General features: G+C 40.6%; 20 protein-coding genes. 10 read left to right on the top strand and 10 right to left on the bottom strand.

The window, feature by feature from the left end; all coding sequences use genetic code 11:
• Positions 1-13: 13 nt before the first annotated feature.
• A complete protein-coding gene (locus EGS47_RS05240; protein WP_005001319.1) occupies positions 14-901 on the bottom strand; it encodes a LysR family transcriptional regulator in 888 nt (295 codons plus the stop codon).
• 232 nt (positions 902-1,133) lie between these two features.
• Between EGS47_RS05240 and EGS47_RS05235 the strand changes: the two genes are divergently transcribed.
• The 6 genes from EGS47_RS05235 to leuB all read left to right on the top strand — a co-directional run bounded on the left by EGS47_RS05235 (position 1,134) and on the right by leuB (position 6,069).
• On the top strand, positions 1,134-1,652 hold the full coding sequence (locus tag EGS47_RS05235) for a hypothetical protein (RefSeq protein ID WP_004991442.1): 519 nt from the start codon (positions 1,134-1,136) through the stop codon (positions 1,650-1,652).
• A gap of 18 nt (positions 1,653-1,670) precedes the next feature.
• The gene (locus tag EGS47_RS05230) at positions 1,671-1,937 is read left to right on the top strand and encodes a DUF4282 domain-containing protein (protein WP_004991440.1); all 267 of its coding nucleotides are present in this window, start codon (positions 1,671-1,673) and stop codon (positions 1,935-1,937) included.
• Between the two features lie 219 nt (positions 1,938-2,156).
• Positions 2,157-3,590, top strand: coding sequence for a 3-isopropylmalate dehydratase large subunit (gene leuC / locus EGS47_RS05225; protein ID WP_035271605.1), 1,434 nt, complete (start codon positions 2,157-2,159; stop codon positions 3,588-3,590).
• A gap of 11 nt (positions 3,591-3,601) precedes the next feature.
• Entirely contained in the window at positions 3,602-4,252 is a 651-nt protein-coding gene (leuD, locus tag EGS47_RS05220; protein WP_125269263.1) for a 3-isopropylmalate dehydratase small subunit, read from the top strand.
• A gap of 113 nt (positions 4,253-4,365) precedes the next feature.
• Positions 4,366-4,941: a hypothetical protein gene (locus EGS47_RS05215; RefSeq protein ID WP_004991435.1), complete on the top strand. Its 576-nt coding sequence runs from the start codon at positions 4,366-4,368 to the stop codon at positions 4,939-4,941.
• A 48-nt stretch (positions 4,942-4,989) separates the two neighbouring features.
• Entirely contained in the window at positions 4,990-6,069 is a 1,080-nt protein-coding gene (leuB, locus tag EGS47_RS05210; protein ID WP_004991433.1) for a 3-isopropylmalate dehydrogenase, read from the top strand.
• 78 nt (positions 6,070-6,147) lie between these two features.
• On the opposite strand, the gene EGS47_RS05205 is transcribed toward leuB, so the two are convergent.
• Positions 6,148-6,540, bottom strand: a complete 393-nt coding sequence (locus tag EGS47_RS05205; protein ID WP_004991430.1) for a hypothetical protein — start codon at positions 6,538-6,540, stop codon at positions 6,148-6,150.
• Between the two features lie 200 nt (positions 6,541-6,740).
• Positions 6,741-6,962 carry a translation initiation factor IF-1 gene (gene infA / locus EGS47_RS05200; RefSeq protein WP_004718087.1) on the bottom strand — a complete coding sequence of 74 codons (222 nt, stop codon included), beginning with the start codon at positions 6,960-6,962 and terminating at the stop codon, positions 6,741-6,743.
• A 227-nt stretch (positions 6,963-7,189) separates the two neighbouring features.
• On the opposite strand from infA, the gene EGS47_RS05195 reads away from it, so the two are divergent.
• A complete protein-coding gene (locus EGS47_RS05195) occupies positions 7,190-8,203 on the top strand; it encodes an AraC family transcriptional regulator (RefSeq protein ID WP_004991427.1) in 1,014 nt (337 codons plus the stop codon).
• Positions 8,204-8,236: 33 nt separating this feature from the next.
• Here the strand turns inward: EGS47_RS05195 and EGS47_RS05190 are convergent, their stop codons facing one another.
• The 6 genes from EGS47_RS05190 to asd form a co-directional block, all read right to left on the bottom strand.
• Positions 8,237-9,004: an SDR family oxidoreductase gene (locus tag EGS47_RS05190; RefSeq protein WP_228274799.1), complete on the bottom strand. Its 768-nt coding sequence runs from the start codon at positions 9,002-9,004 to the stop codon at positions 8,237-8,239.
• A 79-nt stretch (positions 9,005-9,083) separates the two neighbouring features.
• Entirely contained in the window at positions 9,084-9,890 is an 807-nt protein-coding gene (truA, locus tag EGS47_RS05185) for a tRNA pseudouridine(38-40) synthase TruA (protein WP_005001331.1), read from the bottom strand.
• A 16-nt stretch (positions 9,891-9,906) separates the two neighbouring features.
• A complete protein-coding gene (locus tag EGS47_RS05180) occupies positions 9,907-10,872 on the bottom strand; it encodes an asparaginase domain-containing protein (protein WP_005001332.1) in 966 nt (321 codons plus the stop codon).
• Between the two features lie 48 nt (positions 10,873-10,920).
• The gene (locus EGS47_RS05175; protein WP_005001333.1) at positions 10,921-12,231 is read right to left on the bottom strand and encodes a hypothetical protein; all 1,311 of its coding nucleotides are present in this window, start codon (positions 12,229-12,231) and stop codon (positions 10,921-10,923) included.
• A gap of 63 nt (positions 12,232-12,294) precedes the next feature.
• On the bottom strand, positions 12,295-13,758 hold the full coding sequence (locus tag EGS47_RS05170) for a FimV family protein (protein ID WP_005001334.1): 1,464 nt from the start codon (positions 13,756-13,758) through the stop codon (positions 12,295-12,297).
• Positions 13,759-13,890: 132 nt separating this feature from the next.
• The gene (asd, locus tag EGS47_RS05165; protein ID WP_005001341.1) at positions 13,891-15,009 is read right to left on the bottom strand and encodes an aspartate-semialdehyde dehydrogenase; all 1,119 of its coding nucleotides are present in this window, start codon (positions 15,007-15,009) and stop codon (positions 13,891-13,893) included.
• Between the two features lie 176 nt (positions 15,010-15,185).
• Here asd and EGS47_RS05160 point away from each other — a divergent pair, with 176 nt between their 5' ends.
• The 3 genes from EGS47_RS05160 (at position 15,186) to gltP (ending at position 18,654) form a co-directional block, all read left to right on the top strand.
• Positions 15,186-16,301, top strand: coding sequence for an endonuclease/exonuclease/phosphatase family protein (locus EGS47_RS05160; protein ID WP_125269262.1), 1,116 nt, complete (start codon positions 15,186-15,188; stop codon positions 16,299-16,301).
• A gap of 293 nt (positions 16,302-16,594) precedes the next feature.
• The gene (locus EGS47_RS05155) at positions 16,595-16,909 is read left to right on the top strand and encodes a hypothetical protein (RefSeq protein WP_125269261.1); all 315 of its coding nucleotides are present in this window, start codon (positions 16,595-16,597) and stop codon (positions 16,907-16,909) included.
• A 443-nt stretch (positions 16,910-17,352) separates the two neighbouring features.
• Positions 17,353-18,654 (top strand): glutamate/aspartate:proton symporter GltP, encoded by a 1,302-nt coding sequence (gene gltP / locus EGS47_RS05150; RefSeq protein WP_044433912.1) that lies wholly within the window; start codon positions 17,353-17,355, stop codon positions 18,652-18,654.
• A 48-nt stretch (positions 18,655-18,702) separates the two neighbouring features.
• Here the strand turns inward: gltP and EGS47_RS05145 are convergent, their stop codons facing one another.
• On the bottom strand, positions 18,703-19,818 hold the full coding sequence (locus EGS47_RS05145) for a glycosyltransferase family 4 protein (RefSeq protein ID WP_125269260.1): 1,116 nt from the start codon (positions 19,816-19,818) through the stop codon (positions 18,703-18,705).
• Positions 19,819-19,840: the final 22 nt, after the last annotated feature.

Here is a 19,840-nt window from a genome sequence, read left to right as displayed (position 1 = left end):
AGGTCTCAAAGATTTATTGTGTAAAAGATTCATTGTGTAAATGACATTGTACTAAATGAATAAGCGCTTGAGCTGCTTTGGATTGACTACGTGATGGATGCCAGACCATACCTAATTGTCGGTGTAGTTCCATATTTAGATCGAGTTGCTGCAAGTCCTGATTCACCAGCGTTTTAGGTAAAACAGACCAACCTAAACCAATCGAAACCAGCATTCGAATGGATTCAAGTGGATTATTACTCATGGTGATTTTGGGTTTGAGGCCATGTTTTTCAAACTCAGCTAAAGTGATTTGACTGGTATAGGTTTGTGCAGAGGGCAACAGACTTGGATAATTTAGTAAATCTTCAAGGGTTAGATTTTTTTGCTGTGCCAATGCATGAAATGGGGCTGCTACAAAGACGAGTGGATCTGTCCAGACATTCATATAGCTTAAACGTTCATCACCTTGGGGTGGAAGTGTTAAAAAAGCGAGTTCCAGATCACCTGCCAAGACTTGTTCATGTGCTTGTTCAGAATCTACAAAATGCACATCCAGTTTTACATTTGGAAACTCTTGTACATATTGTTTTAAATAATAGGGCAGATGATGCAAGCCAATATGATGGCTCGTCCCTATTTTTAAGCGACCTTGCACCTGATCATGTTCGTGGCTGAGTGTGTAATGAATGTCTCCAAGTTCATTCAGCCAGTTTTTGACTCGTGGTAACAAGGAGTGCGCTGCATGAGTGGGTTGTACGCCACGACCTGCGGACTCAAATAATTTGACTCCAAAATACTCTTCTAGACTATGGATTCGTTTGGTGACAGCAGGTTGGGTAATAAACAACTGTTCGGCAGCCAGCGAAATTGAACCTGTTTCCATCACTTTTACAAAGGCTTCAAAGGCGGCGAGATTCATGGGGCAGTATTAAGTTCTTTGATTGACATCATCTTAACTTTAGTCAGCTAACAACAGCAAATGATTTTCACCTCCACCTTTCTGACACAAAGCGATCTATTTGGTGAGTTTTAGGGCAAGTTTTGCTTCAGTGATTATTTTCTCTATTGCTTTAAAAGATAGTAATAAAACAGTTTTTAGATAATTAATAAAAAAAGCGATCTCTTAAAATTATTATTTTGAGGGGAACCTAATGAATAAACTGATCACTGTACTTATGTGCTGTACTGCTGTGTCATTGAGTGCATGTAGTAAACAAGCCAATCAATCAGAAGGCGAACAACAACCGCAGAGTCAGCAGGTTGCTGCAAACAAATTTAGTACGAATAATCTGGCAGATATCAAGACTGATACACAATTGATCGATCAAATTTCAACAAAAAATGTAGCAAAAGCATCTGAATTTCAAAATGAAATGATGAAAGCTATGCAAAGTGGTCAAGCCGATAAAGTTAAACAAACTTTAACATCCATGTTGCCTTTTATTGATAGCTTTAATAATGAATTGGCACAAGCTCAATTAAAAAGTGTTGAAGTCAGTAGCTTGAGAGACAAGTTGATTCAAATGAACAATTTATCTTTAAAAATGGTTGAACAAACAACAGCTACTCCACCTAATCCTGTTGAAGTTAAACAAACTCAAGAGGAAATGGCCACACTTCAAAAGCAATTGCTTGAACAACAAAAACGAATACAACAGAAATTATCTTAATCTGCACAGAGTATACTTATGAAAGATTTTCTTAAACTCGATACGATGATCACCCCGAAAATTATTACGATCATATATTGGTTAGGTCTAGTGGGTGTTTCGTTGACTTCTATGAGTATGCTATTTGGAATAGGTCGTTATGCCTATACAAATTTCGGCATGCGTTTTCTTATGGCTATTTTTGTCATTATTTTTGGCTTGGTGATAGTTCGGGTATATAGTGAATTACTCATTGTTATTTTCAAAATTCATGATAATTTGAAAAAAATCGCAGATAAAAGCTAAAAGTCCCCAGATCATCAAAAACATATTGCTAAGTACAAATAACCAGAGCGTTATATGCACTTAGCAATTTTTTTTGTAGAAATAAAAAGTAAAAATTTCATTCCAAAAAGTTTATTAATTTATAAAAATGATAAATTAGTTTTATGTAAAACATTCGCTATAATCAAGATAAGATTAGCATTACCCAGTCCAATGGCAAGCACGGTGGAGAGCGACGACATGGCAGGCAATACCCAAGGCGCAAAAACTTTATATGACAAATTATGGGATGACCATTTGGTCTCACAACGAGACGATGGTTCAAGCCTCATTTATATCGATCGTCATTTATTACACGAAGTGACCAGTCCGCAAGCTTTTGAAGGTTTACAACTTGCAGATCGTAAGCCTTGGCGTTTAAGTGCCAATATCGCAACGCCTGATCATAACGTTCCAACTTCAAAAAAAGAACGTGCACAGGGAATTGCAGGGATTGAAGATGATACTTCACGCATTCAGGTACAAACCCTTGATGATAACTGCAAAACTTTCGATATCGTTGAATTTGGTATCAATGATATTCGTCAAGGGATTGCGCATGTGGTGGGGCCTGAACAAGGTTTAACTTTGCCAGGAATGACCGTGGTATGTGGTGATTCACATACTGCTACACATGGTGCATTTGGTTGCTTGGCACATGGGATTGGAACATCAGAAGTTGAACATGTCTTGGCGACCCAGTGCCTTGTTCAAAAGAAAATGAAAAACATGTTGGTACGTGTTGATGGCACTTTAGGCAAAGGTGTCACCTCGAAAGATGTGGTCTTGGCAATTATTGGAAAAATCGGGACTGCGGGCGGTACGGGTCACGCGATTGAATTTGGTGGACAAGTTTTCCGTGATATGTCGATCGAAGGTCGTATGACGGTCTGTAATATGGCAATCGAAGCGGGTGCGCGCGTGGGCATGGTGGCAGTCGATGATAAGACCATTGAATATGTGAAAAATCGTCCGTATGCACCAAAAGATGAGCAATGGGATCAAGCAGTCGCCTATTGGAATACTTTACATTCTGATGACGATGCACATTTTGATACAGTGGTTGTTTTGCAGGGTGAAGAGATTGAGCCACAAGTATCTTGGGGCACTTCACCTGAGATGGTCATTCCAGTATCGAAAGCTGTTCCGACATTGGAACAAGCCAAAGATGACGTACAACGCAATGACTGGACACGTGCTTATCAATATATGGGTTTAACTGCGGGTCAGGCATTGGAAGATATCCAGTTAGATCGCGTATTTATTGGTTCATGTACCAACTCACGAATTGAAGATATTCGTGCAGCCGCAGAAGTGGTGAAAGGTCGTAAGGTGGCTTCAAGCATTAAACAGGCGATGATCGTGCCGGGTTCTGGTTTGGTCAAACAACAGGCAGAGCAAGAAGGTTTAGACCAAATTTTCTTGGAAGCAGGTTTTGAATGGCGTGAACCAGGTTGTTCAATGTGTTTGGCCATGAATGCAGACAAGTTACAACCGGGCGAGCATTGTGCTTCAACGTCAAACCGTAACTTTGAAGGGCGTCAGGGCAATGGTGGACGAACGCATTTAGTCAGTCCAGCGATGGCCGCAGCAGCCGCAATTGCGGGTCATTTTGTTGATGTTCGTTCATTCTAAGGGAGCAAACCATGAAAAAATATACAGTTGAACAGGGTATTGTTGCACCTTTGGATCGTGCCAATGTCGATACCGATTTAATTATTCCAAAACAGTTTTTAAAATCGATCAAACGTACAGGTTTTGGCGATAACTTATTTGATGAGCTACGCTATTTAGACGAAGGTTATTTGGGACAGGATATTAGCAAACGTCCTAAAAATCCTGATTTTGTTTTAAATAAGCCACGCTATCAAGGTTCAACTATTTTATTGGCACGGACCAATTTTGGCTGTGGTTCAAGCCGTGAACATGCACCGTGGGCATTAAATGAATATGGTTTTCGTACCGTGATTGCACCAAGTTATGCGGATATTTTCTTTAATAACTCGTTTAAGAATGGGATGTTGCCTGTAATTTTGCCAGAAGACATTGTAGATCAGTTGTTTAAAGAATGCGCTGCAAACGAAGGATATCAACTGACTGTTGATTTAGCGGCGCAGGAAGTACGTACACCATCGGGTCAGGCATTTACATTTGAAATTGATTCGTTCCGCAAGCATTGTTTGTTGAATGGTTTGGATGATATTGGCTTGACCCTACAAAATGCCGACGCAATTCGTGCATTTGAAGCGCAGGCCAAACAGTCACGTCCTTGGGTATTTCAGGAATTACAGCAGTAAATAGGAGAGCGGTACTTTTTAAAGATAGCAATAGCATAGAAGCTCAACTCTTGTTACCATGCAGGCTAAAAGATGTTGAAAAACTTTACTCTGAATAAGGTTGGGCTCTGACAATGAAGAGGACATTTCTCCATAGTGTGATGCTTGGAATATGCTCAGTTGCACTGAGTGCATGTCAAAGCACAAACACAGTTGTTGATACATTACGTATTAAACAAGCGGGGATAGGAAATACTCGGGCCAATGCTTCTATCTATTGTGCTGGTGTCAAACATTGTGAGTTTGAGCGTCTAAATACAACGCCCATTATGGATGCAAATAGTCATCGGGTAAGTTCGGAAAGTCTTGAGCAGGGAATTGTCCGCTTACAGGGTTCTGTTTTTAGCTCACATAATGTCATGTATTTGTCTGTGCCCGCAGATCAATATGAATTAGTGATTCGTTTCTATCCTATTTCACCTGATCGTGCTGAAACTTTTCATGTGATTCATCAGTTTAAATCGAATCAGCACTACACCTTTAAAATGTACCGTGATCGCTCCAAACATACAGGCGGAAGCTTACTCAATGTGTCTGCACCAGAGCCGTTATGTGTCGCAATGGAAGAGGGTCAGCGTACCATTCGCCGTTTTTGTCGTCCTTTTAACGCTGTGACAGGTTTGGGTGAGTTTGTAGAGCAAAAGGTTTAATGACCCATCAGCAAATTGGCTGATACAGTGAAAAAATGGAAAGAAGAAATGTCGAAACAAATTTTAATTTTAGCGGGTGACGGTATTGGCCCAGAAATTATGGCTGCCGCTGAAAAAGTATTAACTTCAGTTAATCAAAAATTTAATTTAGGTTTGAGTTGGGAACATGGACTGTTAGGTGGTTCTGCGATTGATGCACATGGTGAACCATATCCTGCGGTCACTTCGCAACAAGCCAAAAAAGCCGATGCAATTTTACTTGGTGCAGTCGGTGGGCCTAAGTGGGATACGATTGAGCGCTCGATCCGTCCAGAACGTGGCTTATTAAAAATTCGTAGTGAATTAAACTTATTTGCAAATTTAAGACCCGCTATTCTTTATCCGCAATTGGCAGATGCTTCAAGCTTAAAACCAGAGATTGTTGCTGGTCTGGATATTCTGATTGTTCGTGAACTGACAGGTGGTATTTACTTTGGTCAGCCACGCGGTATTCGTGAACTGGAGAATGGCGAAAAACAAGGCTACAACACCGATGTTTATAGCGAATCTGAAATTAAACGTATTGCCAAAGTTGCTTTTGAGATGGCAGGGTTACGTGGTGGTAAGGTTTGTTCAGTCGATAAAGCCAATGTGTTAGAAGTGACTGAGCTGTGGAAGCAAACTGTAACTGATTTGCAACAGGCTCATTATTCAGACATTCAGCTTTCGCATATGTACGTGGATAACGCAGCTATGCAATTGGTGCGTGCGCCAAAGCAATTTGATGTGATCGTCACAGGTAACTTGTTTGGTGATATTCTGTCTGATGAAGCAGCGATGTTGACAGGTTCCATTGGTATGTTGCCATCTGCGTCGCTAGATGAAAATGGCAAAGGCATGTACGAACCTTGTCATGGTTCTGCGCCAGATATCGCTGGACAAAATATTGCAAACCCACTGGCCACGATTTTATCGGTTGCCATGATGTTGCGTTATACCTTCCGTGAAGAAGCAGCAGCAAAAGCGATTGAAGATGCTGTAGGTAACGTATTGGATCAGGGCTTGCGTACGGGCGATATTATGTCTGAAGGCATGACGAAGGTTGGTACTTCAGAAATGGGTGATGCTGTGGTTCAAGCACTGGCTTAATTTTGAATCATCAAGATTGGTAACAATAAAAATGCAGCTTCGGCTGCATTTTTATTAAATCCACATAATCATATATTTTTAACAAGCTCGACCCTGATATTGATAAGATTGAACAACGTTATTTTTGAGTAAAAATACAATATCGCATTTTATATTTAAATTATAACTATTTGCTCCGCTTGCACCTGTTTGAATGGTCATCCCGTCAAAACTTCTAGCCGCTGGAGTGGGGATGTTTAAAGAACGTATCACGGTATATGTGAGCTGATCTGATGTGAGAATAGGCTTTTGTGTTGTTTGATATCCCATGGATTTTAAGTTAATGGTTTGTTGCACTTGTTGAGTTGATTGCCCAACAAATTGTTGCAAATATGCATTAAGATCTTTAGATTTCCACCCTGTTGTGGTGCAGGCAGAAAATAAGCTAAAACAAATGCAAAGTGTTGAAAGTGCCATCCAAGATTTTTTCATTTTAAATATTCCATTTTCTTTTAAGGATAGGCTTTAAAAGCCTTAGTGTATGGGTTCGTAATTATATAAAAAAAACAGGTTATAAGTTGAAAATTCATCTAATTTTTTTAAAAACTCAATATTAATTTGAGTTATGTGAGTTCATGTATATAAAAAAAGCCACAGATAAACAGTGGCTTCTTTGCATTCACTAAACGGAATTAGCGCGCACGATAAGTAATACGACCTTTGGTCAAATCGTAAGGGGTCATTTCAACTTTAACATTGTCGCCCGTTAAAATACGAATATAGTGTTTACGCATTTTACCAGAAATGTGTGCAATTACTTCGTGACCGTTTTCTAAACGTACACGGAACATCGTATTAGGAAGCGTTTCGGTGACAACGCCTTCGAACTCGATGAGTTCCTCTTTATTGGCCATAGCCTACCTGATGATCAAATTGGAAAGGCGCAAATTGTAGTCAATTTTTTATCAAAAAACAAGACCAATGCCCCAATTTATGGTGCTTGTCAAAGTGGCAAATGGGTCAAATTCATTAAAAAAAATGTGTAAAAATGACCTGAATTGAGTTGTCAGTTTGGTCAATCAGCGGTAATCTAAATTACGTTTTTAAGTATAAATGAAGAACATACAAGGAAGGATGTCACGTGGGTCAGCTAACAGATGCGTCGGTTGTATTACGATTTGGCTATCAGGCGATTCGTCGTGCGGGATTGCCAACCGAAGAAATTTTAACAAAAGCGGGTGTTGCCTTAAATCAGGTGGATACCAATACCCGTACTCCTTTAAATGCGCAATATGCCTTTTGGATTGCGGCAGAAGAAGTGAGTAAAGACCCCGATATTGGTTTGCATTTGGGTGAGCATTTACCTTTATATCGTGGTCAGGTGATTGAGCATTTATTTATTAGTAGTGCAACATTTGGTGAAGGACTCAAACGAGCATTAGCCTATCAACGTTTAATTAGTGATGCTTTACAAGCGCGCTTAGTGGTCGATGAAAATGGATGTTACTTGACCAATGGCGAACAGTCATTCTCTGACAATATCGTCAATCGACATTTTTCAGAATGTGCTTTATCAGGCATCTTACGATTTTTTAAATTTATTACCGAAGGTGCGTTTAAGCCTATTTTTATTGATTTTGACTTTAATCAAGGCGCAGCAGAAGACGAATATATACGTGTGTATGGCTGCCCAGTCAGTCTAGGTCAAAAAGAAACACGTTTATATTTTGATGCCGATATTCTAGATTATCCATTGTGGCAAGCGGAACCAGAGCTATTGCAGTTACATGAACAACTTGCGATTGAAAAGCTTCAGGAACTGGCACGCTATGATTTAGTCGGTGAAGTCCGCCGTGCGATTGGCTCGACACTGGAAAGTGGCGAAACAACACTCGAAACCGTGGCAGCACAATTACACATTACCCCGCGCCGTTTAAGAACGCAGTTGAGTGAAGCCAATACTAGTTTTCAACAAATCTTGTCGGACTATCGCTGTCGTTTAGCCAAGAAACTACTGGCTAATACCAATGAAAGTGTTGAACGTATTGTTTATCTAACGGGTTTTTCTGAACCAAGTACTTTTTATCGAGCATTTAAACGCTGGACCAATGAAACGCCAGTAGAATATAGAAAGCGTAAGCAGCGTTCTTCTTAAGACAAAGCATCCTCAATGGATGCTTTTTTTGAGTCAACCCCGCACTACGGAAATACCGCCGTCAACGTAAAGGGTTGAGCCTGTCATAAAACTAGATTCATCACTCACCGCAAATAAAGCAGCTTGTGCAATTTCTTGAGGCTGTGCCATTCGTTTTAAAGCGTGCAAGCTCTGAATGTGTTGATAAGCTTGTTCGTTATCCACAGCAGCACGTCCCATTTCTGTGTCTGTACCTCCCGGAATGATACAGTTACAACGAATACCGAAGGCGCCATACTCTGCGGCAATCACCTGAGTTAAGCCAATTAGCCCTGCTTTACTGGCAGCATAAGCTGCCATGTTTGGAAAACCTATACGATGCCCAACAAACGTCGAGGTAAATAAAATACAACCGTTTTTTTGTTGAAGCATGGCGTTTAATTGCATTTGTGCAGCATAGAAATTTGCAGAAAGATTGGTGTTTAAAGTGTTTTCCCATTCAGTTTGACTGATTTGATGCGTAGGTTTTAATGCACCTAATATACCCGCATTGTTAAAGGCAATATCAATGCGACCAAAACGTTGTAAAGCTAAGTCTAAAGCACGTTGCATGGTCGATGGATCACAAAGATCACCAACCACAGAGAAACAATGATTGCCTTCTGCTTTAATGCGTTGCTCAAGCTCTTGAAGACGCTCGGCACGTCGAGCCACATTGATCACGATTGCACCTTGCTGCGCAAACAGTAAAGCACTTTCCCAACCGATACCTGAACTTGAACCTGTAATAATAACGATTTTATTTTCTAGGCGTTTCATCATGAGTCTCAATGATATTGAAAGACTCATTTTGAAAATTTGGGGGGCATGTGACGACCCGATTCTTGCGTTAATACAAAAATTAGGCAAATGCATCAGGCAGGTTCAGCCAATGTGGTCCAAGTGGAGGTTGAGGAAGCTCAAATTGTTCTGGATAATAAGCCTGAATAAAATATAAGCCATGTGCTGGGGCTGTGACGCCTGCGGCTTTACGATCCTGCGCTGCAAACATGGTATCAATATGATCTACGCCGTATAGTCCTTGACCAATTTCAAGTAGACATCCCATGATATTACGTACCATATGATGTAAAAAGCCATCAGCTTGAATATCGAGTACCAAATAACGACCATGTTCAATGAGTTGGCAATGACTGACATGACGCACGGGTTGGTTGGATTGACATGCCGCTGCCCGAAAGCTTTCAAAATTATGTGTGCCTTCAAATTTGGCTGCGGCTAGCTTCATTTTTTCCACATCTAGCGGCTGATAAATATGCGTGACTTGTTTATAAAGTAAGGCTGGACGATAGTTTGTGTTATACACCACATAACGATAACGACGTGCAATGGCTTTAAAGCGCGCATGAAAATCAGGGGACATTTCCTTGATCCATTGGATCGAAATATCTTTAGGCAATTGGCTATTGGCACCCATCATCCAGCCACGTTCAGGGCGTATGGCATGGGTATCAAAATGCGCCACCATATTGGTGGCATGCACACCCGCATCGGTACGACCTGCACCATGCAAAATAATCGGTTCATCTGCGATGGTACTTAATACACGCTCCAAAGCTTCCTGCACACTTGGAACGCCCGCTTGTTGCGTTTGCCAGCCCCGATAACGAATACCGCAAAATTCAATACCGATTGCAAAGCGCTGCATATTTAGACCTCAAAGATTAAGACAGTGTCCAGTGTTGCTCACGCAGCTCTGGGGAGTCAAATTGTAAATAAAGTTGCAATGCTTTGGCATATAAATCGGCATGGCTATGGGTATTATTGATCAATATGTTAGCAGTATCTACCCATTCACTGACTGCATAACGTTGATCTATCTGACCAAAACAGACTTGAGTGGTTAAAATGCTCAGACAGCCTTGTTGTCGAAGCTGTTGCAAAAGTAAAATGAGTTCTTCATCAACAGCCAAATTGCCTGTTCCAAAACCTTGCAGAATTAAAAAATGCGGTGGATATGAAACAAGGTTTTGTAATTGTTGCTTAAAAGCGTGTAAGCCAATCGGCTGTGCCATTATATTTAAAAGCGATAAATTCTGGCTACGTAATATTGTTTCATCATTGACCAAATAAGAGGATGTTGCTGTGCTACAGTCTTTTTCTGCCAATATCCCAGTAAAAGCATCTAGTTCAGTGGTTTGTATTTTTAACGCGGTTTGTGCATGGAAAACCTGATGATGAAATGCCAAATAACTTCCTGCGGGTAACTTAACGACTTGATCAAGCGCGTAATATAAATTATCCAGTGCATCAGTAAATTCGCGGGTATCTGTTCCAGCTTTGTTGAGCAGGGGGTACTGACTCCCTGTAATGACCAAATGACAGGATTGCCCTAAGAAACGTGCCAATGTGGCGGCAGCATAACTTAAGGTATCTGTGCCATGAATGACCACAAAATGAGCATAGCCCTGTAATTGTAACTGTTGTATTTGTTGAACCAACATAAGCCAGTCTGGCGCAGTACAGGCGCTACTATCTTTGATGACAGGTGCAGAAAAACAATCGACATGCAGCTCTATAGGAATGATGCGTTGTAGTTGGGGCATAAACTGGATATAAGGCATGGGTGCCAGAGGTTCTCCAACACAGCCAAAGGTTCCACCCATATAGATTAATGCAATTTTCTTCATAATAAAAAAAGCAGTCTGAACAGACTGCTTATGGTAGAACGATCTTTTTTAAGATGCTATGCGATTGAGTAAGTTTTTTGAAAGTTCTCGCTGCTCAGCACTAAAAACTGTCTCATTTTTAGTTAATAAAATCCGTGCTGAATCATAGGCACCCAATTCAACATATTGCGTTGCAAGATCAAGATCTAATTGAGTTTCATTAACCTGAGCAAGTTCTGGAAAAGATTGAACCAATGGATCATTTAAATCAAAGGCAGAAGATGCAGTAGAAACCTGAGACGGAGGCTGGGGAACGGGCTCCGCTACTTGATCAAAGGATAATACAGGTTCTGCACTTGGTTCTAACGGTGTTGCTGTTGGTTCAAGTTCTAACTGATCAAACTTAAATTCAGGTAATGTATCTGCTAGCTGCTCTGGAGGGGCTTCTTGAGTGGTGTTTTCAGGACTTAATGCAGGTTGAGGAGCAAAATCTAAATTGGAAAAATCGAGATTGCTTGGCTCTGCTAATTTTGCATTTGTACTAGATTCTTGTGCAAAATCAACACTAATATTTTGCGCTGTTTCAATATGATGATTTGAAACTTCTCTAGGTTCTAAGGTTAATGAAAACTCAGTTAAATGCTCAGATGGTGCTTCAGGAGGTGTCGGTATTTGTTCGCTAGGTTTTGCTGTTTGATCAAAAGAAAAATTAAATTCCAGTGCTTCTATTTCAGCAGAATCTTGTTTTTTGCTTTCAATATGATCAATGGTAATTGCATTGTTTTGCTGCACTGGCTGAACCAAAGCATCAAAATCGGCATCACTGATGACAGGGGGCGCTGTTGCTTCTGCTTGTGGTGGTGCAGTTGAAGGAAAATCTAAACTGGTTGCAGAAAACTCGATTGCATCAGGTTGCTTTTGTTGATCAAACTCACGTTTTTTAGCTTCTGCTTGCATCACGATATCATTTAAATCGAGTGCGCGCAGGTGAGTAATTAATTGATCAACAGCAAATTCATCTTTTTGTAAAAGATGGATATCTAACAGGTGTAGATATAATCCGTGCTGTGAATTATCGCGGTTTAAAGCCTGATTAATTTGTGCTTCTGCAGTAGAATAATTTCCAGATTGGATCAGTGAGATAATCTTTTGATGTAATTCCTGAGAAACGGGTGTGGTCTTTTTTTGTTCAGCAATAATCGTAGGCGTAACTTCGCGAGACTCACTACGAGGTCGTGTTACCGATTTTCCTGCAACTTTTTTTCCCTTTTTATTTGCATTGGTCTTGTTTTTAGGTTCTTGTTCTTCTTTGCTGGCTTCCCGCTTTTTTAAAACAACTGCAATGACCAATAAAATAATAAACGGAATCACATACAACATGCTTATACCCCTTCAAGCATGAGCCATTTTCTTTGACTCATTTAAATATCTATGCATTTGACTTTAACGAACTGACTTTTTTGCATTTTCTCGCTCTTTTAGCTGTTGCTGTAATTGTGCCAGACGCGCATTTAAAAGCTGGATTCTTTGATCCTTTTGTTTCAGAGCCAGTTCCATTTCAGTGACGCTTTGCTGTAATTTAACGGTTTTTTCTCGTGCTGTCATAACTTTTAATGACAACTCGGCAGTGCTTTTATCCTGTTTTGTGCTGTGTTTCGCGCTTCCTTGTGTAGAATCTTGTTCATTGTCTGCAACTAAGTTCATTTCAGCCTGATTGAGGCGATATTTTGCTCGTCCTGATGCTTGAGTCGAACTCGGCGCAGTTTTGACGGTAGCGGTTTTTTGTGGGCTCTGATCGACTGCCGCAGATAAGTTAAGTGCAACCCCCTGTCTTAAACGGTTGACATCACCCTGAATAAACGCGTGACTATTTTGTGCTTTGATTTGTTGCATGACCTGTGCAATAGGTTGATTGGTTTGAGCCGCAATTCGATTTGCAATACTCCATAACGATTCATTACGTTGTACAACATGTTGATTTTCACCAGATGTACGAGTTTCAGATGCTGTTTTTTCCTTTGCTTTAGCGGTCTGTTTTTTGGTCTTTATTTTTTCTATATTAGGCTCAGGTGCTTTCGCTGGAGAGGCAGATTTTACCTGTTCTTTCGCAGTTTTTTCAGGGCTTTGTTTAGCGACTTCAGCAGAAGAGACTACAGTTTGTGCATGATTAGAAGGAGCGATTGCTGCTAACTCATCAGAATGTTTGACTGTTTCTTTCATATTGGAATGAGAGGGCGGTGTTGCACGGTCTGTAGACTGCTGTATGTTTGTCTCCGTGGCTGCTGTAGTTGTCGTATTTGTTTGTAGGGTGGGTGGAGGAGTCGTGTTGATAGCCAAGACTTGTGAGCGATTTAAACTAGGCTCTGTTGTTGAGTTTGACGTGTTTTGTATCGTATTGACGCTTTGCGAAGTACTGGCAACGTTGTACTGCGTACTTTCAGGTAAATTCAACGCAATATCTTTTTCACTCACAATAAATTTGGGTGTAAGTGGTTTTTCATTGGCTGTTTGAAGTGCAGGTACAGCTTTTCGATTAATCGACTGTTTGATGTGCTGTAATCGAGTACCATGACCTTCCTGAATTTTAAGTACGATATCCAGTTCGGGTTGGGTAAATGGCCGCGAAGACGTAATCACAATCACACCCGTGCCTTGTCCGTTACGACGCGCAAAAAAGTTCAGTTGTGCAGATGGTTGATTAGAAATTCCTAAACCCATCAAATCTTCTGGCGTTGCAAGACTGACCTGTAAATTGGACGATATATCGGCCTGACTGAAATTCATTTCAGCATAAAGCAAATCCCCAGGAGCAGACATAACTTGTAAAGGTTCAAGCGTGATCGCATGTAAGGTCTGCGTCGCCAAAATAGTTAGAATCGCAATTTTTAATTTGTTATAGACAGTCATCTTGTTCCATGAAGCAGGAGTAAAGCGGTCACGTTATACAATACCGAGATGTTAACCGAATGTAAAACTTTTACAGAAGAAGTACATAAAAAAGCCGATCAATTGATCGGCTCATGGGCTTAAATCGTGTATTTAAGCATTTTTATATTCAATCAGGATACGTAACATACGGCGTAAAGGTTCAGCGGCGCCCCAAAGAAGTTGGTCACCGACAGTAAATGCGCCTAAATATTCTTTACCCATATTAAGCTTGCGTAAACGACCCACTGGAACTGAAAGTGTTCCTGTTACAGCAACTGGGGTCAAATCAGTCATGGAGGCTTCACGTGTATTCGGCACGACTTTTGCCCATTCATTGGACTGACGAATCATATCTTCGATTTCGTCCAGAGGAACGTCTTTTCGAAGCTTAATCGTGAGAGCCTGTGAATGACAACGCATTGCACCAATACGCACACAGTGACCATCAATAGGAACAATTTGCGAATTACCTAAAATTTTGTTGGTTTCCGCCTGACCTTTCCATTCTTCTTTGGACTGACCATTTTCAAGCTGTTTGTCGATATACGGAATTAAAGAACCTGCAAGCGGTACACCGAAGTTTGCTTTAGGAAAGCCTTCACCGCGTTGTAAATCTGCAACACGACTATCAATATCTAGAATGGCTGATTTAGGATCGTCTAGTAACTCTTTGGTATTGTTATATAAATAGCCCATACCCGTGAGTAATTCGCGCATGTTTTGTGCACCTGCACCCGATGCTGCCTGATAAGTCATCGCACTCATCCATTCCACCAAATTGTTTTGGAAGAGTGAACCTAAGCCCATTAGCATAAGAGAAACCGTACAGTTACCACCGACAAATGTTTTAGTGCCTTTGGCTAAACCATCTTTGATAACTTGCGCATTCACTGGGTCAAGTACGATGATGGCATCATCTGCCATACGTAATGTCGATGCGGCATCAATCCAATAGCCATTCCAGCCTTCAGCTTTGAGTTTTGGAAAAACTTCAGAAGTATAGTCACCACCCTGACAGGTAATAATGACATCCATTTGTTTCAGACTCTTAATGTCTGAAGCATCCATAAGTGCTGGGGCAGTTTTACCACCAAATGAAGGGGCTTCACCACCTGCATTACTGGTAGAAAAGTAAAATGGCTCAAAATAAGCAAAATCATTTTCTTCAACCATACGTTGCATAAGGACGGAACCAACCATCCCGCGCCAACCGACCAGACCTACTTTCATGTCACTTTGCCTCGGTGCGTTAAAAAATGTAAAAGGGGCTTGAGTGTATCAAAAGCGACCATAACTGCAAGTATTATCCAATGAAAACATGCTCTTTATTGTGAGTAAATTTATGAATATGCTACACAGGAATCTTGAAGAATGAAAAATCAATAAAATCTAGGGTGGATCAGGCATTGTTACTATTTATTGAAGTGTGTGCTGTAGTGGTGATTTGGCTGACATTCTGGTCACTTATTCCACGCGACGAATGGTGGATTCGAGGAGCAGATTTCCCCAGACTGCAAATTTTAGCTATCGGTGTAGTGACTTTATTGTTTGTATTGTTTTGCGACGCGCCGTGGAATCTGCCTCGAGAATTGATCGTTATCGGTTTAATCGCAGCAATCGCGTATCAGCTAAAAATGGTATTGCCTTATACCTTTATCTGGAAGAAACAGGTCAAACAAGTGAAAGCCGAACAGTTCAATCCAGATCAGCAAATCTCGTTGTTAGTGTCCAATGTCTTAACACCGAATGATCAATATCATTTATTGATTGAGCAGATTCAAAAGTTAAAACCAGATCTGGTTCTGACTTTAGAGACTGATCAAACATGGCAAAACGAACTGAGTGTAATTGAAGCAGATTATCCGTATCGGGTTCCTGTGCCACTAGATAATTTATACGGTATGCACTTGTACAGCCGATTACCGCTCAAAGATACCGAAGTGAAGTTTATCTTGAGTGATGAAATTCCATCGATTCATACCACGGTGATTTTACCCAGTGGTTTGGCCGTGCAACTTTATTGTCTGCATCCCAAACCACCAAGTCCAACAGAAGCGAAAGATTCAACTTTGCGCGATGCTGAGTTGCTAATGGTGGGCGATCAAATCAAGGATCTGGATGAAAGCTGTATTGTAATGGGCGATCTTAATGATGTGGCTTGGTCACGAACCACACGTCTGTTTCAGCGCATTAGTGGTTTGCTTGATCCACGAGTTGGGCGTCACTTTATTAATACTTTTCATGCTAATTATCCTTTGTTGCGCTGGTCTCTGGATCATATTTTCCATAGTACCGATTTTGCTTTAGTTAAAATGAATCGATTACCGAATATTGGCTCAGATCACTTTCCTGTGTATGTCGTGTTACAAACGGGACGGATTTTTGAGCAAATCCAAGAAGAATTGCCAGAAACGCAAGATGATCATGAGGCCGCTCAGGAAGCGATTCAGGAAGGGATTAGTAAAGCAGAGAAAGAGGAAAAAATCGTGACGGCTGACATCGCACAGGCCTATAAAAGTTAAGCTGCCACCACAATATCGGTGTAAGCAATTACTTACACTAAATGCGGTCTTGAGCGAATAGGCAGTCAAGTTCCCAGAAGGTATTCTATATCCATCAGCACAGGAATAGGGAATGGAATATCCCAACTATGGAAGACTAAGCTGAAGGATGAGCATCAAGGATTTGATGACGCTAGGGAAGCAACTCTTACAATAACAAAAAAGACTGAAAGCACAACCTCATTTGCCCGAGTTTTGCAGGATGCAGAACTCGGGTTATGATTTTTTAAGGCTTAAAATATACTTATTTGTCTATGTACGATTCAAAATTTCAAGAATTTAAAATTTATATTGTTCATTTTACTCACTTGGCACGTGATGCTTTACATATCTATGCTGGTTTGCTGGTATTTCTTTGTGTCGCTTTTTTAGATAAGCGTCAATTGAAATCAGTTTGGGCATTGGTTGCCGTAATGTTTATTGCAATGGGTGCAGAATTGCTTGATGCCAGAGACGATTTGATTAACTATGGATATTGGCGGTTTGATGCAAGTTTGCACGATATTCTTAATACGATATTTTGGCCTTTGGTATTATGGCTTATCGCAAAATTTAAACTTTTGAAATAGAAAAAATTTAGATCATTTACGAGGGTATTTGCCTGTTCTTTGTTCATTCATTTCTTTTGTTATCGCAGTATTGGTTTTTAAATAAACAAGTTTTGATTAATAAAACTACAAAATAAGCCTATTTTTTGATTTTTTATTTGATTTTTGATCTATTTTTAAACGGTTAATTCTTGTTAACTATATAAAAGTTATAAATATATTTTTTATTAAAATAGAGTTGGCTGATTTTCTGCTGGTTTAGTATTGTTAAATAATAAAATCTCTCTAGAATGTGCCGCTTATTTATCGCTCGTTGTCCGTAGAAACCCAAATCTTGAGCTGATGGGTCAAGGGCTAGACCTCATCTCGGATCGAAAAGGAATTTTACGAACGTATTGTTTGTTATAGAGCGCATCTACTCTCCTGTTCTTATATCGTGCTTTTTGAGCATAAAGGATTGTCTTATGAAGAACTTTAAAATTAGCCTTGCATGGCAAATTTTAATTGCTTTGATCCTTGGTGTGGTTGTCGGGGCTATTTTGCACAACCAACCTGAAATAAAAGACGCCGCGGTTAATAATGTGTTGAAACCTTTGGGTCAGATTTTTATTAGCTTGATTAAAATGATTGTGATTCCAATCGTTTTTTCTACGCTCATTTTGGGTATTGCAGGTGTTGGTTCCACAAAAAGTCTGGGAAGACTTGGCTTTAAAACAATTTTGTATTTTGAAATCATTACCACGATTGCAATTATTGTCGGTTTAGTTGCCGCCAATATCTTCCAGCCAGGTGCTGGTGTGGATATGTCAGCGTTGGTGAAAACAGATATTTCTCAATATCAACATACTACGCAAGAAGTTGAATCGCATTCTCATGGCATTATCCAGACGATTTTATCGTTAATTCCAACGAATATTATTAGTTCTATGGCACATGGTGAAATGCTGCCTGTAATTTTCTTTGCAGTATTGTTCGGTATTGGTTTGTCATCATTACCAACCACCACCAAAGAGCCTTTGTTGCATGTATTCCATGCGGTCTCTGAAACCATGTTCCGTGTGACGCATATGATTATGAAATATGCACCAATCGGGGTGTTTGGTCTCATTGCTGTCACGGTAGCGAATTTCGGTTTTACATCTCTGATTCCTTTGGCTAAGTTGGTTGTTTTGGTATATGCCACTATTTTCTTTTTTGCTTTTGTCGTGTTAGGTATTACTGCAAAATTATGCGGTATTAATATCTTAACGTTGATGAGAATTCTCAAAGATGAATTGATTTTGGCGTATTCCACTGCCAGTTCAGAAACCGTTTTGCCGCGTATTATGCAAAAGATGGAAGCTTATGGTGCTCCGAAAGCGATTACCAGTTTCGTGATTCCGACTGGTTATTCATTTAATCTGGATGGTTCAACGCTGTATCAGAGTATTGCTGCCATCTTTATTGCACAGCTCTATGGGATTGATCTGTCTTTGTATCAACAGGTGATTTTAGTGATTACCCTAATGATTACCTCTAAAGGGATTGCAGGGGTACCCGGTGTTTCTTTTGTCGTGTTATTGGCAACGCTAGGCAGTGTCGGCATTCCACTTGAAGGTTTGGCATTTATTGCGGGCGTTGACCGTATTTTAGATATGGCACGTACTGCTCTGAATGTCGTAGGTAATGCGCTGGCGGTACTGGTGATTAGTAAGTGGGAAAAAGTCTACGATGTAGATAAAGCCAAAGCGTATGAAGCCAGTTTAAATCAGCCAGAAGCCAGTTAAGCATCTGTCGGCTGATACACCAAAGAAGGAAGCGCGAATGCTTCCTTTTTATTTGCCTGTAGTTTGATTCAACATGTATTGATACAGTTGGATGGTTTGATTACACATCTCATCCAGACTAAATTGAGTGACGGGTTCAACCTGTTGGCGATGATCAATATGATGCTTCACGCAATCAAGTAGTGCTTCGCGATCATCGACCTTAATCAGACCTTGCGGATAAAGCCGAGATAAGATTTCAGCCACACCGCCGCGATTCCAGCCAATGACAGGTGTTCCAACGGATAGTGCTTCCAGTGCAGTTCGTCCAAAAGTTTCAGCCTGATTGGATAAAGAGAGCACAATATCACTTAATGCCAGCCATTCCCGAATTTCTGAAGTATGTCCGACAAAGGTGATCTGATCACGCAATCCACGATTTTGAATGGTCGCTTCGAGTTCATCCAGATAGGCTGCTTTTTTGGGATCTGCACCGCCCACGACAATCGCATGAATATTGGGATGCTCTGTCTGTAGCCGCTCCATCAATTCTATCAATGTTTCATGTCCTTTAAGACGAGTGATGCGACCTGGCAAACACAGCAAAAACTTATTTTCCAGTTGTGGAAATAGGGTGTATTGATGATTAATCCATTGCCCAGATGGTTGATAGCCATGCGGAAATGCTTTGGGATCAATACCACGATAAATCCGAACAATATCCTCAGGAGGACAGTTTTTATAATGATCGCTAATGTATTTGACCACACTATCTGAAACTGCAATGACTTTTTCAGCTTGCGTCATAATCGCACTATAACGATTCACTGAATAAAAACCGTGTACGGTACTGATCAGATGTGGACGTTGCTGAGCAGGAATACCACGTAAGGCAAAATGTGTTAACCATGCAGGTACACGTGAACGGACATGCACAATATCAGGTTGATGTGTCCTGATTAGTTGACGTAATGGGCGAATCTGCCAAAGACTAGACAAAGATTTCTTATGAATCGGCAGTTGCAGATGTGTAGAACCATCGGCTTCAAGTTGAGGAACCAAACGTCCACCATTGGACACGACAAGGGATTGATGCCCTTGGCTCACCAAAGCACGTGCGATTTCCAGCGTGCCACGTTCAACGCCACCACTGTTCAGTTCGGGAAGCAACTGCATCACTTTCATGCTCAGGTCTCAACTTTTTTCA

The sequence above is a fragment of the Acinetobacter sp. FDAARGOS_515 genome, assembly GCF_003938865.1.
Taxonomy (GTDB): Bacteria; Pseudomonadota; Gammaproteobacteria; order Pseudomonadales; family Moraxellaceae; genus Acinetobacter; species Acinetobacter ursingii.
Note: the sequence above shows the minus strand (reverse complement) of the source record. Positions and strands in the feature narration are given on the sequence as shown.

Bases quoted from the DNA above. Each gene is read 5' to 3' on its own strand.
- EGS47_RS05240 (WP_005001319.1), bottom strand. From the start codon at position 901: ATGAATCTCGCCGCCTTTGAAGCCTTTGTAAAAGTGATGGAAACAGGT.
- EGS47_RS05235 (WP_004991442.1), top strand. From the start codon at position 1,134: ATGAATAAACTGATCACTGTACTTATGTGCTGTACTGCTGTGTCATTG.
- EGS47_RS05230 (WP_004991440.1), top strand. From the start codon at position 1,671: ATGAAAGATTTTCTTAAACTCGATACGATGATCACCCCGAAAATTATT.
- leuC (WP_035271605.1), top strand. From the start codon at position 2,157: ATGGCAGGCAATACCCAAGGCGCAAAAACTTTATATGACAAATTATGG.
- leuD (WP_125269263.1), top strand. From the start codon at position 3,602: ATGAAAAAATATACAGTTGAACAGGGTATTGTTGCACCTTTGGATCGT.
- EGS47_RS05215 (WP_004991435.1), top strand. From the start codon at position 4,366: ATGAAGAGGACATTTCTCCATAGTGTGATGCTTGGAATATGCTCAGTT.
- leuB (WP_004991433.1), top strand. From the start codon at position 4,990: ATGTCGAAACAAATTTTAATTTTAGCGGGTGACGGTATTGGCCCAGAA.
- EGS47_RS05205 (WP_004991430.1), bottom strand. From the start codon at position 6,540: ATGAAAAAATCTTGGATGGCACTTTCAACACTTTGCATTTGTTTTAGC.
- infA (WP_004718087.1), bottom strand. From the start codon at position 6,962: ATGGCCAATAAAGAGGAACTCATCGAGTTCGAAGGCGTTGTCACCGAA.
- EGS47_RS05190 (WP_228274799.1), bottom strand. From the start codon at position 9,004: ATGATGAAACGCCTAGAAAATAAAATCGTTATTATTACAGGTTCAAGT.
- truA (WP_005001331.1), bottom strand. From the start codon at position 9,890: ATGCAGCGCTTTGCAATCGGTATTGAATTTTGCGGTATTCGTTATCGG.
- EGS47_RS05180 (WP_005001332.1), bottom strand. From the start codon at position 10,872: ATGAAGAAAATTGCATTAATCTATATGGGTGGAACCTTTGGCTGTGTT.
- EGS47_RS05175 (WP_005001333.1), bottom strand. From the start codon at position 12,231: ATGTTGTATGTGATTCCGTTTATTATTTTATTGGTCATTGCAGTTGTT.
- EGS47_RS05170 (WP_005001334.1), bottom strand. From the start codon at position 13,758: ATGACTGTCTATAACAAATTAAAAATTGCGATTCTAACTATTTTGGCG.
- asd (WP_005001341.1), bottom strand. From the start codon at position 15,009: ATGAAAGTAGGTCTGGTCGGTTGGCGCGGGATGGTTGGTTCCGTCCTT.
- EGS47_RS05155 (WP_125269261.1), top strand. From the start codon at position 16,595: ATGTACGATTCAAAATTTCAAGAATTTAAAATTTATATTGTTCATTTT.
- gltP (WP_044433912.1), top strand. From the start codon at position 17,353: ATGAAGAACTTTAAAATTAGCCTTGCATGGCAAATTTTAATTGCTTTG.
- EGS47_RS05145 (WP_125269260.1), bottom strand. From the start codon at position 19,818: ATGAAAGTGATGCAGTTGCTTCCCGAACTGAACAGTGGTGGCGTTGAA.